This is a genomic window from Hymenobacter sp. UV11, assembly GCF_004684095.1.
Lineage (GTDB): Bacteria > Bacteroidota > Bacteroidia > Cytophagales > Hymenobacteraceae > Hymenobacter.
Genome location: NZ_SRII01000001.1, coordinates 48,947 through 65,587, shown reverse-complemented (window position 1 = coordinate 65,587; position 16,641 = coordinate 48,947). Strand labels below are relative to the sequence as shown.

General features: G+C 59.3%; 18 protein-coding genes. 9 read left to right on the top strand and 9 right to left on the bottom strand.

Translation table 11 applies throughout. The features are described from left to right. Positions 1-32 precede the first annotated feature (32 nt). A complete protein-coding gene (locus tag E4631_RS00270) occupies positions 33-689 on the top strand; it encodes a PKD domain-containing protein (RefSeq protein ID WP_166648122.1) in 657 nt (218 codons plus the stop codon). Between the two features lie 22 nt (positions 690-711). Here the strand turns inward: E4631_RS00270 and E4631_RS25770 are convergent, their stop codons facing one another. After that, positions 712-2,025 carry a hypothetical protein gene (locus E4631_RS25770; protein WP_167797023.1) on the bottom strand — a complete coding sequence of 438 codons (1,314 nt, stop codon included), beginning with the start codon at positions 2,023-2,025 and terminating at the stop codon, positions 712-714. A gap of 558 nt (positions 2,026-2,583) precedes the next feature. Here E4631_RS25770 and E4631_RS00260 point away from each other — a divergent pair. The 5 genes from E4631_RS00260 (at position 2,584) to E4631_RS00240 (ending at position 7,252) form a co-directional block, all read left to right on the top strand. Next, a complete protein-coding gene (locus E4631_RS00260; protein WP_133658108.1) occupies positions 2,584-2,877 on the top strand; it encodes a hypothetical protein in 294 nt (97 codons plus the stop codon). A 253-nt stretch (positions 2,878-3,130) separates the two neighbouring features. Beyond that, complete coding sequence (locus E4631_RS00255; protein WP_166648120.1) at positions 3,131-4,690, top strand: ABC transporter substrate-binding protein; 1,560 nt, start codon at positions 3,131-3,133, stop codon at positions 4,688-4,690. Between the two features lie 2 nt (positions 4,691-4,692). After that, positions 4,693-5,739: an ABC transporter permease gene (locus tag E4631_RS00250; protein ID WP_133658106.1), complete on the top strand. Its 1,047-nt coding sequence runs from the start codon at positions 4,693-4,695 to the stop codon at positions 5,737-5,739. Positions 5,740-5,801: 62 nt separating this feature from the next. Beyond that, entirely contained in the window at positions 5,802-6,728 is a 927-nt protein-coding gene (locus tag E4631_RS00245; protein ID WP_166648119.1) for an ABC transporter permease, read from the top strand. Positions 6,729-7,048: 320 nt separating this feature from the next. Then, complete coding sequence (locus tag E4631_RS00240) at positions 7,049-7,252, top strand: hypothetical protein (protein WP_133658104.1); 204 nt, start codon at positions 7,049-7,051, stop codon at positions 7,250-7,252. Between the two features lie 217 nt (positions 7,253-7,469). Here E4631_RS00240 and E4631_RS00235 read toward each other — a convergent pair whose 3' ends face one another. The 8 genes from E4631_RS00235 to E4631_RS00200 all read right to left on the bottom strand — a co-directional run bounded on the left by E4631_RS00235 (position 7,470) and on the right by E4631_RS00200 (position 14,517). After that, positions 7,470-8,384 carry an SDR family oxidoreductase gene (locus E4631_RS00235; protein ID WP_133658103.1) on the bottom strand — a complete coding sequence of 305 codons (915 nt, stop codon included), beginning with the start codon at positions 8,382-8,384 and terminating at the stop codon, positions 7,470-7,472. Positions 8,385-8,390: 6 nt separating this feature from the next. Then, on the bottom strand, positions 8,391-9,032 hold the full coding sequence (locus E4631_RS00230; RefSeq protein WP_133658102.1) for a peptidylprolyl isomerase: 642 nt from the start codon (positions 9,030-9,032) through the stop codon (positions 8,391-8,393). Positions 9,033-9,083: 51 nt separating this feature from the next. After that, on the bottom strand, positions 9,084-10,025 hold the full coding sequence (gene hemC, locus E4631_RS00225) for a hydroxymethylbilane synthase (RefSeq protein ID WP_133658101.1): 942 nt from the start codon (positions 10,023-10,025) through the stop codon (positions 9,084-9,086). Between the two features lie 86 nt (positions 10,026-10,111). Then, complete coding sequence (locus tag E4631_RS00220; RefSeq protein WP_133658100.1) at positions 10,112-11,044, bottom strand: DUF2279 domain-containing protein; 933 nt, start codon at positions 11,042-11,044, stop codon at positions 10,112-10,114. A gap of 131 nt (positions 11,045-11,175) precedes the next feature. Further along, on the bottom strand, positions 11,176-12,309 hold the full coding sequence (locus tag E4631_RS00215) for a DNA polymerase III subunit delta (protein ID WP_133658099.1): 1,134 nt from the start codon (positions 12,307-12,309) through the stop codon (positions 11,176-11,178). A gap of 76 nt (positions 12,310-12,385) precedes the next feature. Beyond that, positions 12,386-12,781 (bottom strand): GxxExxY protein, encoded by a 396-nt coding sequence (locus E4631_RS00210; protein ID WP_133658098.1) that lies wholly within the window; start codon positions 12,779-12,781, stop codon positions 12,386-12,388. A gap of 77 nt (positions 12,782-12,858) precedes the next feature. Further along, a complete protein-coding gene (locus E4631_RS00205) occupies positions 12,859-14,070 on the bottom strand; it encodes a GlmU family protein (RefSeq protein ID WP_133658097.1) in 1,212 nt (403 codons plus the stop codon). A gap of 177 nt (positions 14,071-14,247) precedes the next feature. Then, positions 14,248-14,517, bottom strand: a complete 270-nt coding sequence (locus tag E4631_RS00200; protein WP_133658096.1) for a type B 50S ribosomal protein L31 — start codon at positions 14,515-14,517, stop codon at positions 14,248-14,250. 223 nt (positions 14,518-14,740) lie between these two features. On the opposite strand from E4631_RS00200, the gene E4631_RS00195 reads away from it, so the two are divergent. From E4631_RS00195 to E4631_RS00185, 3 genes are all read left to right on the top strand, one after another. Continuing rightward, on the top strand, positions 14,741-15,181 hold the full coding sequence (locus E4631_RS00195) for a hypothetical protein (protein ID WP_133658095.1): 441 nt from the start codon (positions 14,741-14,743) through the stop codon (positions 15,179-15,181). A 138-nt stretch (positions 15,182-15,319) separates the two neighbouring features. Continuing rightward, positions 15,320-15,913 carry an RdgB/HAM1 family non-canonical purine NTP pyrophosphatase gene (gene rdgB / locus E4631_RS00190; RefSeq protein WP_133658094.1) on the top strand — a complete coding sequence of 198 codons (594 nt, stop codon included), beginning with the start codon at positions 15,320-15,322 and terminating at the stop codon, positions 15,911-15,913. A gap of 74 nt (positions 15,914-15,987) precedes the next feature. Next, the gene (locus E4631_RS00185; RefSeq protein WP_133658093.1) at positions 15,988-16,614 is read left to right on the top strand and encodes a uridine kinase; all 627 of its coding nucleotides are present in this window, start codon (positions 15,988-15,990) and stop codon (positions 16,612-16,614) included. The last annotated feature ends 27 nt before the right edge of the window (positions 16,615-16,641 follow it).

Below are 16,641 nucleotides of genomic sequence, written 5' to 3'. Positions count from 1 at the left end.
GCCTGCTCTCTTTCACGCTAACCTGCTCGCCGGTGCTCGTTTTTCCTACCCTTTGTGCGGCAGCCCGGCGCCGACGCAGCCTGGCCACAGTGGTGGCGCTACTTGGCTCGGCCGCTTGGGCACAGGCCCAAACCCCTACCCCCCCCAACACGGCCGATGCTCCGCAAGCCGCCGCCTGCGGCCCGCTGCAACTGGCCGAGCTATGCGTCGATTTTGACGCGACCCGCTCGGTAGACCCCGGCGCCGGCCCCCTCGAATACCGCTGGAACATGGGCGATGGCACTACTCTCACGGGCCTCACCATCACGCACTGCTACGCCAAGCGCGACCACTACCAAGTGGTGCTCGATGTGGCGGTGCCCGCCACCGGCGAGGTACGCCGCGCCGAAAAAACCTTCGACGTGGACCTGACGCGCAAGCCGGTCCTCAACTTTAGCGTGGGCCCTACCCGCACCGTGCACGTGGGCCAGGCAGTGGCCTTCGACGCGCTCGACTCGGTGCTGCCCGAGTGCCAGTCGGTGGTAGTAGTCTGGGATTTTCGCGATGGCTTTATCCAGCAGGGCCGCCGTGTGGAGCACAGCTTTCGCAAGGCCGGCCGCTTTCCGGTGCGCATGAGCCTGCGCGGCTACGGCCCCGGCGCGTGCGCCGCCAGCAACTGCGTGAGCCAGGAGGTGATTGTTGAGCCCTAGCGCCGGGCCAGCCAGCGGCTGGTTACTCAGGCTCGCCAATGGCCAGAATATCCAGCACCAGCTGCCACAGGTCTTCGTAGGGAATAATCTCTACCTCCGAATCGGCTTCGCCTACTAAAGGTGCTTTTTTTAGAATGGCCATAAAGGGCCTACCCCGCTGCGCTAGCACTACGTGGTCAAAATTGGCCTCCGGTAGCAGCAGCAGCAGGCGCAGAAAAGTGCGGCTACGCAGGGTAGCGGCGTCGCGCAGGTGGCGCTGCTGGTACTTGCGCAGGCGCTCCAGGCGCGAGAGCACCGGCTCCAGCAGCCGCTGCTGCAAGTAGTGCACCAGCTGAAAAACCAGAATAGCCACGTTGAAGCCCAGCTTGTCGCGGCTGTACTCGGGCACCGTAAGGGCGGCAAACACGGCAATCTGGCTACGCCGCTTCACCGACATGCGCTCGAAAGGCAGCATCAGTTCGGTATAGGCCGCCAGCAGCTCCCAGCGCTCCAGCGCCGCCTGCCGCTGCTTGCCGTACGAGGGGTTTTTCTGCGCGGTGTGCAGCAGCACCAGTGCCCGCTCGTATTCGCGTGCGTGCAGAGCCAGGAGAAGATAATGCTCGTAGAAGTAGAACCAGTTGCTGGAGGTAGGGTGAATGGTTTGGGCAAATTCCTTGGCTAGTACCAAGCCTTCCATGGGCCGGCGGCTGCGCAGGTGCGCATACACGTTCATAAACTGGTTGAACCGCTGGTCGAAGCGCCGCTCGTTAATGAGCCCTGCTTGCAGCATTTCGCTGGCCTCCTCCGTATCGCGGATAATGTCATCGTACTGCCCCGCCAGGCCGGCACTGGTCAGGCGCACCCGGTAGCGCGCCGAAAACGTGGTGAAGGTGGGCGCCAGCTTATACAGCTCCTCCAGCCGCGCCAGGTAATCGGGTATTCTTAGCTTAACGGCCTGGCGCTTCGAAACCGCCTGCTCCATCCCAATGAGCACGGCCAGGCGAATTTCCTCCGCTTCCTGCTCAAGGTTCAGTACCCGCCGCAGCTCCAGCAGCCGGTTGTTCATCTCATCGTATTTGGCTTGCTGGCGCTGCGAGGCGTAGATGGTGCGCAGCTTCTGCGCGGCCTGCTCTTCGTAGGTCGTAAACTCGCCCTGCACAGCCAACCGCATGCACCGGCGCAGCAGCCGCTCGTTCAAAGCATATTCACCTTCCAAGTAAAGAATAGTGCATTTATGCAGCAAGTCCAGACACTCGACTTCGTAGCGCCTCGACACCAAAAAACGCGGGTCCGAATGGTCCAGGAAAAACAGGTGATTCAGGAGCTTATCCTGAACGCGCGCACGCAGTTGGCGCATTGCGGCCTGGTTGCTCGTCGAATTTGCACCATAAAGCAATTTTGTGAGCTGAATGGCAGTTAGTTTGGGGTTTGCGGCCACTTCCTGCATCAGCCTTTCTTCTTTGCCGATGCGCGCAGCATCCAAATCAAGTAAAGGGCGGTGTCCGGCCCGACGCAATGTCACAATTCGCGCCAAATTTGCTATTTCCTCCATTGAAAAAGTGCGTTAGAAGCTTTTAAAGACATTTTTTTGCTTACTTAAAGTCAAAAACGAGCAAAACAAAAATAAGCGAATTGTCCTTGCACCGACCTAGCCCGTCTCTAAACTTTGTATCCTGAAGTAATGCGGGCTATTTTCTGGATAAGATGTCACATTTTATCTTTTTTACGCCCGGAAATGCTTGTGCTTTTTGGCACTTAATGCCCGTACACAAGTAATTGAATGTCGCTTTCTTTTTTTAATACAAAAGATACTTCATATAATTACTGTCACGCGAAACCGACTTCTTTCCTTTTGAGAGCCTGAAGAAGAGTGGAGATTTGTATCAACAATTCACCACACCTTTTCCAACTCATCATGTTTGAGCTCCTAACCCTCGCGTTCTTCCAGTTCATGACCATCACCGGCCAACCCGCTACTAAAGTAGGTGGCACGGGCTGGGGCGGTGACTACACCAACTCTTCGTCCGTAGGCGGCACAGGTTGGGGCGGCGACTATACCGGCTCTTCGGCCGTAGGCGGCACGGGCTGGGGCGGCGACTACACTGGCGCTTCTACTTCGTCGGCCGTAGGTGGCACGGGCTGGGGCGGCGACTACACCGGCGCTTCTACTTCATCGGCCGTAGGCGGCACGGGCTGGGGCGGCGACTAAACCACAGCTAGGCAGTAATAGCCTAGTCGTGCTTAACTTGCCAACGGCATTTTTTCGCCGTTGATGAATGAGATATTACTGGCTTGGCAGCTTGCTCGCTTCACTGACCAGCGCCTGTTCTACAGCTTCACCCGAGCGAGTTCAGGAAACTACCCCAATTCATATTCGCTGGGCTAACGACCCAGTGGCTCTTGACCCACTGGCAATTCCGAACCAGAACGCGTCTGATGCAGCCAGCCTGCTACATTTGGGCTTGCTTCAAGTTGACTACCAGGCCAATGTTTACGCGCCGGCCTTAGCTGAACGCCTACCCGGCGTCCAGCTGATTGGTGATTCGCTGATGCGGCTTGACTACCAGTTGCGGCCCGCCGCAACATGGGACGATGGCCGCCCGGTGCTCGCCACCGACGTAGATTTTACGCTAAAGCTCATACAATGTCCGGGTTTGCCCTACGAGGTGGCCCGCACGCAGTTCAGCTTTATTCGGCAGCTCTTACCCGACCCTACCAACCCGCGGCACTTCACCTTGGTGTGCCGCGGCCAGGGCCGGGAGCTTATTAATACGTCGGGCGATTTTCCCATTTTGCCAGAAAACGCGCTTGATGCGCAGCATACCTTGCGGCCCTTGCCCCTGGCAATGCTGCAGGGCTGGCACCCCGACAAAGCTCCTCCTGCGGTGGTAGCCGCGCTGGTGAGCCGTTACAAGCAAGCCAATAGTGCTCGCTACCCCAGTCATTTGCCCGGTTGTGGACCCTATCGGCTAGCCGAGTGGGTGCACAACCGGCATTTGCTGTTTCAGCGCAAGGCGCACTGGTGGGCCGATGACCTGCGCCCCGCACCTTTTGTGCTGCAAGCGCGGGCCCAGCTGCTCGACTACATTATTATGCCCGATGACGCGGCGGCTGTTTTGGCACTGCGGCGGCGAGAGCTGGATGTGTTTCCGCGCATGCCGGCCAGCTTATTTCAGCGGCTGCAAACCTCGGCGGCGGCGCGCAAGGAATTGGCATTTTACACCAACCCGTCATACGACCTGATTAGTGTGGGCTTCAACACCCGGCGTGCACTACTAAATAACAAGCTAACGCGACAAGCATTGGGCCGGCTGCTTGACCCCGCTGGCTTGCTCACCGCTACGCAGCTGGGGCAAGGCAGCCTCACGGTGGGCCTCGTGCCGCCCGACAGTCAATTTTACAACGATAGCCTACCCGCACTAGCGTATGACCCAACACAAACGCTGGCGCTGCTGCACCAAGCCGGCTGGCAAAAGCAGTCCAATGGGAGCTGGTACCACTCCATCATTGCGCAACCGCTAGCGCTTACTCTACGCTATCGGTCCGACGAATCAGCGTTTGCTACCATTGCGCTGCAGTTTCAGGCGGCAGCGGCAAAGCTTGGCATCCCCGTTAAGGTGCTGCCGCTGGAAGCTTCGGCGCTCACTGTTGCCCTGAAAGCGGGAGATTTTGACATGTACATCCGCACGATTAAGGGTACTCCTTTTGGGTTCAACTTTTCGCCACTGCTACACACGAATGCCATTGGCATGGATAATTTCACGGGGTTTGGCCGGCCCGCTACCGACCAGCTTCTCGAAGACATTTCGATAGAGGGCAACTTGCCACGCAAGCGGCGGCTGCTTCGCCACTTTCAGGTATTGATACGCGAAGAGATGCCGCTGGTACCTTTGTTCTATCTGGCTAATCGCTTATCTGCTAGCCGGCAGCTTCGGCCCATTATTGCCTCAGGCCTCAAACCCGGCTACGCATCCGGGGCTCTTTCCTGGGCCAGCGGTTCGGCTAACGTGGCTATTCCTTAGCTATGGGACGCTGGCTACTAGCACGGCTTGGGCGGGCGGCGCTGGCGGCCTGGGGTATTGCCTCGCTGGTATTTCTGGTAAGCCGGCTGCTGCCCGCTGGCCCCGAGCAGCTAGTGCTGGGCGAGGCCGGTGAGTTGGCCTACCCCACCACCGCAGCACAGCGGCTAGCCAGCAATCAGGCTATCCGTCAGAGACTTGGGCTAGCGGAGCCCGTCTTTTATGCTACGCGCTCGCCGGGCCCGGCGGGGCACTGGCACTGGCACGGATGCCACAACCAGTATCATCAGTGGGTGAGCCAGTTGCTACGGGGCAACCTGGGCCAATCTTACGCGTCGGGGCAGCCCGTGGCAACGCTACTCGGCCAGGCCTTGGCCTGTAGCGTGCCGCTGGCGGGTAGCGCGGCGGTATTAGCTACAGCCCTGGCGGTGGGGCTGGCCTTGTATGTAGCGCGGGCACCGCAGGGGCGCTTGCGCGCGCTGGTGCAGGGCAGCCTCGCATTTTTGCAGGTGATGCCGCTTTTTTTACTGGCGCTGGCGCTGCTGCTACTGCTGGCCAATCCGGATGTCGTTAATATTCTACCGGCTTCCCGCCAGGGGGAGTCAGCCAGTGGGTTAGCCAGTCTGGTGTACTGGGCGGCACGGGCTACGCTCCCCATCCTCAGCCTGGTGCTGTCGGCGCTTCCGGCCCTGACTCTGCCCTTAGCGGCGAGCCTGCGCCACGAGTTAGGCACTGCTTATGCTACCACGGCCCGCGCCAAAGGCCTGCCCATCGGCCGGGTGTTGCGGCAGCATCTGCTGCCCAATGCGCTTCTGCCGCTTTTCACCACGCTCACTGAACTCCTACCCACTCTGGTAGCCGGCACGGTGGTAGTGGAGGTGGTATTTGCCCTGCCGGGCAGTGGCCGCCTGCTCGCTGAGGCGGCCGCCACCCACGACTACCCGGTAGTGGTAGCCGGCGTATTGCTGATTGCCGGCGTGCGCCTGCTGGGCCTGGTACTTGCCGACATTCTCTATTTTCTGGTTGACCCCCGCCTGAGTCCTTCCGCATGAAGCTGGCCCGCCGGACACCATATCACGCAAATTATTGGCTGGCTACCAGCTGGTTAGTGCTCTTGTTAGTTGTTGGTCTGCTTGCGCCCTGGCTGCTACTGCCCTACCCCGCGGCCACGCCCGATTTGTTGCACATGGCTACGCCGCCCAGCCCGCTCCACTACCTCGGCACCGACCCGCTCGGCCGTGACGTTTTGGCCGGGCTGGTAGCCGGTGCGCAGCGACTCGTATTGCTGAGCCTGCCGGCCGTGGGGCTGGCAACCCTCGTGGGGGCAATAGCAGGCAGCGCGGCCGGTTTTTGGGGCAATAAACAGCTGCGCCTGCCGCTGGCCAGCGCGGGGTGGCTGCTAGCAGCGGGCTGGTGGTTGGCCACCCTACCCGCCCGCGCCGCCGTTGTTAGCATCTTATTGGTAATCAGCATACTGTTCAGCTGGCTTTCCTCACGCCAGGCAGTGGGTAGCAGTCGGCGCACGTTTCCGCTGCCGCTCGATAGCCTGGTTCTTGGTGCTACGGCCCTGCTGGGGGCGGTGCCCCGGCTCATCCTGCTCGTGGCCCTGGCGGCTGGCCCGCCGCTCAGCTTTGTGCAGCTGCTGAGTTTGCTGGCGCTGGTGGCCTGGCCCGAAACTGCGCGCCTGGTGCGGGCGCAAATGCTGCGGGTGCGGGTGCAGCCTTTTATGGAAGCCGCGCGGGCGAGTGGGCTACCGGCCTGGCACATTTGGCTGCATCATGCCCTACCCCATGCCTGCCTGCCCTTGTTTTCGTTTGCCCCGCTTACGCTGGCTGGCTTGGTCGGACTGGAGAATACGTTGGCTTTCTTGGGTATAGGCCAAGCACCAGACCAGGTGAGTTGGGGCAGCATGTTAACCACCGTGCGCCAAGACCCCAACGCGTGGTGGGTAGTAGCGGCCCCAGGGCTGGCGCTACTTTGTACGCTTTTGGCTTTGCAACATCTAGCGCAGGCCCTTAATAAGCGCTTTAATGCAGGATAAAACAGGGGTGAAAAGTGCCTGTAGAGGAGAAGAATTGTCACAAAACAAGTTTGAGGACCATAACTTCATCTTTAAGCATTATTTCACAAGCTTCTTTCAATCAGCATTTTATTTATTTAAAAGATTGGGCATAAGTAATTTTTTTGTCTTATTCTAATTAAAATTTTGTATTTTTTCATTCAAACCTTGAAAAGTCTATGTCACAAAACTGAGGCTTGTGTCCTTTTGCACGGTTGAAAGCGTCGTTAATCTTGTATCGGATTACTGCTTAACAATACAGCACCCCCGTATACCTGCAACTCTATTTTCAACCAATTTCGATGAACGCCGCCTATTCATCTCGCCAGGATTTTTCGCACTCGGGCTCGTCCCCAGTCGATTTTGCCTCTCTCGCGGCGGGCCGCGACTTCACCACATTGGATGGCCGCTTGGTGCCTCACGCCCTTGGTGAAGCTGCTTTGCGCCAGCGCACAGCGCTCCTCGTAGGCGGCCTGCTTATCGGCGAATGGCCTGACCATTTGTAAGAAAACCAGCGATGCACCTTGAATTTACCGTATGTAACTAAACACTTACTACCAAACAGTTACCAGATGTCTCATCTGGTGCAATTTATACAAAATCAGTCCCTTTATCAGAGTCCAGTTATTTCAGAAGAAGTATTTTAGAAGCGGAAGGCTTATAGTTGAAAAGCCCGCTGGCATTGCCAGCGGGCTTTTTTGATGTCCACTTATTGGCCATTGGCTACGTGGGGCTGGGTTCTGTTTGCTGGGCCAGCAGGGCAATGCCTTCGGCAAAGGAGCGCGGCTGGTAGCCCAATTCGCGCTCGGCTTTGGCAATGTTGAAGCCGGTGCGGGCTGGCCGCTGGGCAGGCTGCGTAAACGTGCTGCTATCAACACGCTCCAACAACGAAGGGTCGAGCTGGAAAAAGCTGGCTACCTGCTGCGCCATCTGGTAGGGCGTCAGGAGTTCGCGGCCGCTGAGGTGAAAGATACCCTGGGCCGACTGCCGGGCCAGCAGCCAGCAGCCCATAGCCAGGTCTTCGGCCAGGGTAGGCGTGCGCCATTGGTCATCTACTACCTTAATTGCCTGGCCTTTGCGCAACGAGTCGCGCACCCAGAGCACGATATTGCTGCGGCTACCTGCCGTGAGCGTGCCGTATACCAGCACTGTGCGGGCAATGGACCAGCGCAGGCCGCTGGTTGCCTGCACAATGCGCTCGGCGGCCAGCTTGCTTGCCCCGTAGTGGCTGAGGGGGTCGGGGATAGCGTCCTCGGTTAGCAGGGCTTCTTCGCCATTGAAGATAAAATCGGTGCTAAGGTGTGTGAGGTGAATACCGAGCTGCGCGCAGGCAGCAGCCAGGTGCGCTACGGCCGTCACGTTCTGCGCCCAGCAGGCGTCTTGGTGCTGCTCGCACTCGTCCACCTGCGTCATGGCGGCAGTGTGCAGGAGGTGGGTAGGGCGCTCGGCGGCCAGCACCTGCTGCACCTGGGCCGCATCCGTCACATCGAGCGGCACGAAGCGGAGCGTGGGGTATAGCTCCGCTAGGCGGTTGCCGCCGCGGGCGGTGGCTACCAGCTCCACCTCGGGCATCGGGTGCAGCAGGGCCACGAGCTTTTGCCCGAGCAAGCCGTTGGAGCCGGTGAGCAGAATCTTCATAAGCAGTTAGTAGATATAGCCGTACAGCTCCGTGATTTTCTTTTTCTTCAGCTTTTCCACTGTCATCGTCATTTTGACGTCGGCAATGGGCCGGTCGCGGCGGTCACGGGGTAAGGCGGCTATCTTATCAAGTACATCCAACCCACTGATTACCTGACCAAACACGGTATAGTCGCCATCGAGAAAATGCGTGCCCTGGTGGTTTTCCACCAAGTAAAACTGACTGGAATTGCTAGCCCGTTGCGGGTTCGCGAAGTCGGCCTGGCGGGCGGCGGCCAGGGCGCCGTAGTCGTGCCGGTGGCCCGCCGCCAGCTCGGCCGGAATTGTGGTATCGTTGGGCGGCCCCTGGCCATCGTTGGCCGGGTCGCTATCCTTGGAGTTGGGGTCGCCGCCCTGCACCATGAAGTTGGGTACGACCCGGTGAAAGGTAGTGCCGTTGTAGAAGCCATCTTGGGCTTTCTTCAGAAAATTGGCCCGGTGCAAAGGCGTGTCGCTGAACAAGATGAGTCGGATAACTCCCAGACTGGTCGTAATCGTCACCACCTCATCCTTCTTATTTTTCTGAGGACTTTCGGCGGCTTGGGCAGCCAGGCTCAGCAGCAGGCAACTTAAAAATAAGACGCGACGCCCGGCAAGTAACAGCTTCATACGCATAAAAGTCAAGGAAGAAAACCGACCCACTTACGAAATCCCTACCCCCTATAGTTCGCCCCGCTGCTCACGAATGCTGGCCAGAATGGCCTCGCCGCCGTGGCCCAGCACGTAGTCGGCCACGGCCATGCCGAGGCCCTCGGCCTGCGCGGCGGGGGCAGTTTGGGTAAAATCGACGTATTCCTCGCCGCTGAGGCTGATGAGGCCGCCGTGCAGGTGCAGGTCGCCGGCTTCGGTGAGGGTAGCCAGCGCAAACGACGGAATACTGCACCCGCCTTCCATGGTGCGCAAAAAGGCGCGCTCAGCCAGCAGGCAGCGGTGGGTATCGGGATGGTCGAGCGCCGCTTTTATCCTTTCTTTCAAGTCACTATCCAAAAACCGGGAGCACTCCACCGCGATGCTACCCTGGCCCACGGGCGGCACAAACTTGTTGCTGGGCAGCACGTGGCGGATAAGGCTGTCGTAGCCCATGCGGTGCACGCCGGCATAGGCCAGCACCAAGGCATCGTACTGGCCTTCTTCCAGCTTGCGCAGGCGCGTCTGGAGGTTGCCGCGCGCCTCGGCCGTGTTGGCCAGGGGGTAGAAGCGACGCAGTAGCGCCTTGCGGCGGGTGCTGCTCGTACCCAGCAGAATGCCAGCTTTTGTGATATCAAAGTCTTTTTGAAAGCTGATAACCACATCGTTGACCTGTTCGCGTTCCAGAAACGCCACCAGCTCCAAATCAGGGGGTAGGGAGCTTTGCACATCCTTGGCCGAGTGGATGGCCAGGTGGGTTTCGTTGCGGCGCAGGCTTTCTTCGAGCTCTTCGGTGAAGACGCCCTTGGCGCCGATTTTGGTCAGTGAGCGGTCCAGCACCTTGTCGCCGATGGTTTGCATGGGCACGATTTCGGTGGGTAGGCCGGCTTGGTTGAGCAGGCTGGCCACGTGCTCGGTTTGCCACAGGGCGAGGCGCGAGGCGCGGGTGGCAAGGCGGATGGGAGTTTCAGACATAAGAGCTATTTCGCACAGAGTGCACGGAGTTAAAAGAGTTTTTAACCTCTGTGAAGCTCGGTGAACTCTGTGCGAGAAAATTAAAATTAATCCTTAGCAACAACTAACGGGTGGAAGCGCAGGCCGCGCAGCCCACTGTATTCCAGGGAGGGGGTAGGGATTTTAAAGAACTGCCCGGCACTGACCAGCGGCTGCGCCAGGGTGCCGTTGAGGCCCGGCAGGCGGGCCAGGCTGATATCGGGCGACACGTAAAATTGCCGGTAGCGGGTGAATTTCACTTCCTTACCCTCAGCGTCGAAGTACGGCGGGTTGGCGTGGCCGCCGGTCATGCCGCTACCGCTGTAGCCCACATCCAGGTTGAGCCAGCGCGGAAACGATGGCCCTACCGGCAGCACCGACGCTATATTGAACGACAGCCAGTATTGCTGGCCATTATAATCCTTTAGCATTTGACTACCAATGCTATGCCCGAGTAAATTGGGCCGATATTGCGGGTAGATGCTCTGGCGCCAGCCGTAGCGCAGGCTCGCCTTTTGCTCGCCAAAACCATACTGCTGACCCATAAACAGGCCAATGCCGCTGAGGTTGGCCACCATGTCGCCCTTCGAAAAGCCCCAGCCCTCGGAGCGGCCATCAAACAGCTCAATAGTAGTCTGGTACAACAGCGCAATGAGGCTGCCTGTGAGCACGGAAGCCCGCTCATTAACGCCGCTCCAGCGAAACAGCTCGTACTCGCCCCGGCTGATGGCGTAGGCCGTGGTGGCGTGGCCCACCTTATCCATTTGCAGCCACTCGCCGTTGTCGTTGAAGGTATGAAACGGCACGCGCTTGGTGTACCAGGTTTTGCCTAAGAAGTAGGAAGTCAGGGCGTAAACCACCGTCGTGCCCACCACTACCCCAATGAAGCGCCCCTGGTGGATACCGACGTTCATGGTCGGGTCGGGGGGTAGGCTTGGCCCCACCTGCGCCCGCGCTGGGTTTAGTATAAGGAGCAGGACTAGGGCAAGCAAGCAGCGCATAGCACAAAGGTCGGCAGGAAGTAGCGCGAAGTTTCCTCTTCGTGCGTGCGCGCAGCGGGCATCGTCGTGCGCGCCGCTCGGTGCCGCCTGCTCGCTTTGCTCGCGCACGTAGTGGAAACTTCGCGCTACAATCAGGCGCGGCGCAGCTGCTGGCCCAGGCGCAGTGAGGCATCTACGAAAACCATGCGCGGGTTGGCGTTGCGCTCGATGTGGTAGTGGGCGGTATTCAGCTCCTCGGTAAGCTGGTCAGCGTTATTGGGGGTCACGAACTTGCTGAAACCCTGCACGAACTGCTGCTCGCCGCTGGGCAGGTGCGGCACCAGCTGCGGGTCGAGGCCGTAGAGCAGCACCTTGCGCAGCAGCCCCAGCGAGAAGCTGAGCTGCTCCTTCTGGTTCTCGCGGCCCATCTTCTGAAACTCGTCAGCCAGGGTCATTACGTCGGTCATTTTCAGCGAGAAGCACTTGCGCATCCACTTGATGAAAAAATCGGCGTAGTCGTGGTCAGCGCTTTGCTCGCGGCTGGCGATGGCCGCACCCAGGTTGCCCTCGGCCAGCTGCGCCACTTGCCGGGCTTTGGCTTCGGGCACGTGGTAGCGCGCCGTGAGGTACGCGGCAATATCATCTTCCGAAAAAGGGCGCACCGCCACCGGCTGCACCCGGCTGATGATGGTGGGCAGCAGCCGCTCGGGCTCGTTGCTGACCAGCAAAAACACCGTGGCGGGCGGCGGCTCTTCCAGCAGCTTGAGCACGGCGTTGGCGGCGGCCGGGTGCATCAGCTCGGGCAGCCAGATAATGACGAGCTTAAACCGCGCCTCAAACGCCTTGAGCGACACCAGCTTGAGTAGCTGGCCGGCTTCCTCCTTCGAGATGCTGCCCTGCTTGTTTTCGGCCCCGATGTGCTGCATCCAGTCGTTGAAGCCCTGGTAGGGGCTCTCGGCCAGGAAGGTGCGCCACTCGGCCATGAAACGGCCGCTGGTGGCATCCTTGGGTACCGCCTTGGTAGTGGTAGTGGGCAGAATAAAATTGAGGTCGGGGTGCGCCAGCTTGCTGATTTTCAGGCAGGCCGGGCAGTGGCCGCAGCTGTCCTGAGCATCATCGGCGCGGCCCTCGCAGTTGAGGTACTGCGCGTAGGCCAGCGCCAGGGGTAGGGCCGCTGAGCCCTCGGCCCCACGAAAGAGTTGGGCGTGCGCCACGTGCCCGCGCTGCACCGACTGGCGCAGCACGTCTTTGAGGACCATTTGGTTGGGGATGTTGGCGAAAGTCATTGTCTGAACCGCGGATTTATCGGATTCTCCGGATTAGTCGGATTTTGGTGGCGATTCTTTTTTTGGTGGCGATTCTTTATGGGTTGTTCTTTTGCTGGCTTTTGATGAAGCGTTTGAAGCGGAGGCTACGCTCGCCGAAATTGATGAGTAAGCCTACTTCAAGCTGGTAGGCTTCGAGGTAGTTTATGATTTGGGCGTAATGCGTTGGGGTAAGCTCGTGGAGTGCTTTCAACTCAACCAAAACCGAATTTCCCACCAGAAAATCTACTCGCCTGGAGCCCACATCAACCCCTTTATAAAACAACGGCATTTCTATTTCTCTGCCAAAAACTACCCCTGCCTTCTCCATCTCAACCGCAAGGCTCCGCTGATATATTACCTCCTGAAAGCCAGTTCCCAGCGTCCGATGCACTTCCATCGCGCAGCCAATAACTACCTCCGTCAGCTTACCGTGTCTATTATCAAGAATCATATACCAAAGTAACAATACTTATCGCCATCATCATCACCAAAATCCGACTAATCCGAAGAATCCGATAAACCCGCGGTTCAGACTTTCTCCCAGACTCGGTCACCGGCCGTCTGCTTGAAAACTTCTTCCATAATTCCTTCTTCCACCTCATCATACGCCAAGCCGCGCCGGCCCATCACGCGCTCGGCCACCTCGGCAAACTTGTTAAGCTTGAATGTTTCGAAGCCCGAAGTGCCGCCCCAGCTGAAGCTCGGGATAAACTGGCGTGGGAAGCCGGCGCCAAAAATATTGGCCCCTACCCCCACCACCGTGCCGGTATTGAACATGGTGTTGATGCCGGCCTTGCTGTGGTCGCCCATGAGCAGGCCGCAGAAGGTTTGACCGGTATCCACGAAGCGGTGGGCGGCGTGGCTCCACACTTTTACCGGGGCGTAGTTGTTTTTGAGGTTGCTCGTGTTGGTGTCGGCCCCGAGGTTGCACCACTCGCCGATAACCGAGTTGCCGAGGTAGCCGTCGTGGCCTTTGTTGCTGTAGGCCATGAGGATGCTATTGCCGATTTCGCCGCCCACTTTGCAAAATGGACCGATGGTATTGTCGCCGCGCAGCCGCACGGCGGCATTGAGCACCGCGCCCTCGCACACGGCCAGCGGGCCCTTCAGGATGGCCCCTTCCTGCACCTCCACGTTCTTGCCCAGGTAAATGGGGCCGCTCTCGGCATTAAGCACGGCGGCCCGAATCTTCACGCCCTCCTCAATGAAGATATTCTCCGCCCCATACACGATGGTGTGCGCGTCGCCCATCGGCTGCGACGTGCGCCCGGCGGTGAGCAGCGCAAAATCGAGCCGAATCTCGGCCCCATTGCGCAGAAACAGCTGCCACGGCCGGTCAATAACCGACACATCTTCCTGCGCCTGCCGCACCACTAGGCCATCCTGAATCAGCTCGACCACTTGGCTGGCGTCGGCGAGGTGGGCCGCCACCAGCAGCTCGCCGCAGTAGAGGCCGTGGCCGGGGGGTAGGGCCAGCACCTGGCGGACCAGCAGGTCGTCGGGGCATACGGCGCCGTTCACCACCAACGCGGCGCCGGTCACGAGGCCATCGGCGCACACCGGGAACTTGGCCTGCAAATAGGGCTGCGTGAGGTAGCCCACGGTGGGCGAAGCCAGCCGGCGCTGCCACTTTTCGGCGATGGTGAGAATGCCGCAGCGCAGTGCCGCCACCGGCCGCGTAAAGGTGAGCGGCAGCAAGTGCGGCCGAATAGCCGGGTCGTCGAACAGCAGTAGGTGCATTTTTTTGAGCTGTTAGCTACTAGCTATTAGCCGTTAGCTTTTTTGGGAGGGGTAGGGAAAGACAAATTTACGCCGGCTGGCAAAGGGCAGGCCATAAAAAAACTCCTTTTGGCGGGGCCAAAAGGAGTTTTTCAGAAAGCTAATGGCTAAAAGCTATCAGCTAATAGCTCAAAAAAGCTATTCTTTGCCCGCGCTGCTCTGCGTTTTGTTGGCGTAGCGGCTGCGGAATTTCTCCACGCGGCCAGCGGTGTCGATGAACATGTTTTTGCCGGTGTAGAAGGGGTGCGAAGCACTGCTTACTTCTATTTTGATGACCGGATAGGTGTTACCATCTTCCCACTGAATCGTCTCGGGCGAGGTCATCGTGGAGCGGGTGATAAACTTGAAGTCCGACGAGGTGTCTTGAAAAACTACCTGGCGGTACTCGGGGTGCGTGTCCTTTTTCATTATCGGGAGGGCCTAGTTACCTGTTAAACCCTGCCGGTTTTGCGGAAGGGATTGCAAAAGTACGGCATAGCCGCCACAAAGTCAACCCACAGCCGCAGACGCACTTGGCTGCGCGGGCTAGTAAGCTACGCCATTGGCCGATTGCCGCCCGTTCCTTCATGCGTTGGGCGTGTGACTTTGGTTTATATTTGATTACCTACCCTCGTGGTGGTAGGCTTTCGCTATGCCCTATCGTCGTCGCTTGTTCAGCATTTCCAGCTTTGGCCTCCGGCTGGGGCTGGGCCTGGCGGTGCTGCTCGGCAGCGCGGGGCTGGCGCTGGCTACTACGCTGCTGCTCTTTCTGGCTACCTACGATGGCACGGCGGCGCACGTAGAATGGGAGGTAGCCACCGAAACCGACCTGCACGGCTTCGACCTGAGCCGTAAAACGCCCGCCGACAGTGACTTCCAGCCACTCGCGACGCTCACGCCCACCGGCCGGCTGCGCTATACGTTTGTCGATAGCTGCCTGGTACAGGGCCGCTCGGGGCTACTGCCGGGGCCCGTACTATACCGCCTCACCCTGCGCGGCCCCGGCCCCGACCAGACCTACACCACTACCGTGGCCGGCACCATGAGCGTGGTGCAGCGCTCGTGGGGCAGCATCAAATTGATGTTCCACTAGCGAGTTGCCAGGGGTGGCGGTAGTGGCCTACCAAGAGTAACCGAGGGGGTAGGGAAGCCAGCCGAGCGGCCAAAAGCGGCGCTGGGCTGTTACTTTATTGAAAATTTTTCAACGACTACTACTATTTTTTCAAACGCTATGCGTCTGTGCTTCGCTTCTAATAATGCCCACAAGCTCGATGAAATTCGGCCGCTGCTGCCCGGCGTGCAGCTGTTGAGCTTGGCCGATATCGGCTGCCACGAAGAGCTGCCCGAAACCCAGCCTACCCTCGAAGGCAACGCCCGCCAAAAGGCGCAGTACGTGTGGGACCACTACGGCGTAGCCTGCTTCGCCGACGATACCGGCCTCGAAGTAGATGCCCTCGGCGGCGAGCCCGGCGTGTACTCGGCCCGCTACGCCGGCCCCGAGCGCGAGGCGGCCGCCAACGTGGCCAAGCTGCTGCACGAGCTCGGCGCCCAGCCCGACCGCCGGGCGCGCTTCCGCACGGTCATCTCCTTGGTAAGCGGCCCCGGCGACGCCCACGCATTCAGCGGCGAAGTGGGGGGTAGCATTGCGGCGGCACCCATCGGCCAGAGCGGCTTTGGCTACGACCCCGTGTTTGTGCCCAATGAAAGCGACGGCCGCACCTTCGCCGAAATGACGCTCGGCGAGAAAAATATGCTCAGCCACCGGGCGCGCGCCGTGGCCGGGCTGGTGGACTTTTTGAGTTTGGAATTAGGAATGGGAAGTTAAGAATTAGCCCGACAGCAATTCTTAATTCCCCATTCCTAATTCCAAATTCAAGAAACCTACCTTTGCCCTCCGTTATGCAGCATCCCTACCTAGTTGGTATCACGGGCGGCAGTGCATCGGGCAAAACTACGTTTTTGCGCCGTTTGCTGGCCGCTTTCCCCGAACGCGACATCTGTTTGATTTCGCAGGACAATTACTATCACCCTCGCCACGAGCAGCTGCGCGACGAGCAGGGGATAGAAAACTTCGACCTGCCCAGCAGCATCGACTCGGCCGCCTACGCCGCCGATGTGCGCCGGCTGCGCGAAGGCCACGAGGTGCGCCGCCAGGAGTACACCTTCAATAATTCTAGTGCCGTACCCGCCGACCTGGTGTTTCGGCCCGCGCCCATTGTAGTGGTCGAAGGCATTTTCGTCTTCTACTTCGAGGAAATCGCCAAGCTGCTCGACCTCAAGGTGTACATCGATGCCCAGGAGCACGTGAAGCTGCACCGCCGCATTGTGCGCGACCGCGACGAGCGCGGCTACGACCTGCAAGACGTACTCTACCGCTACACCAACCACGTGGCGCCCACCTACGAAAAATATATCCAACCCTTTAAGGCCGAGGCGGATATCATCATTCCCAACAACCGGCACTTCGAGAATGGCCTGGCCGTGCTCACCGGCTACCTGCGCGGCAAGGTGGCCGAGGGGGGGTAGGGTAGGGCAGCTTTCGCGGTCACTTGC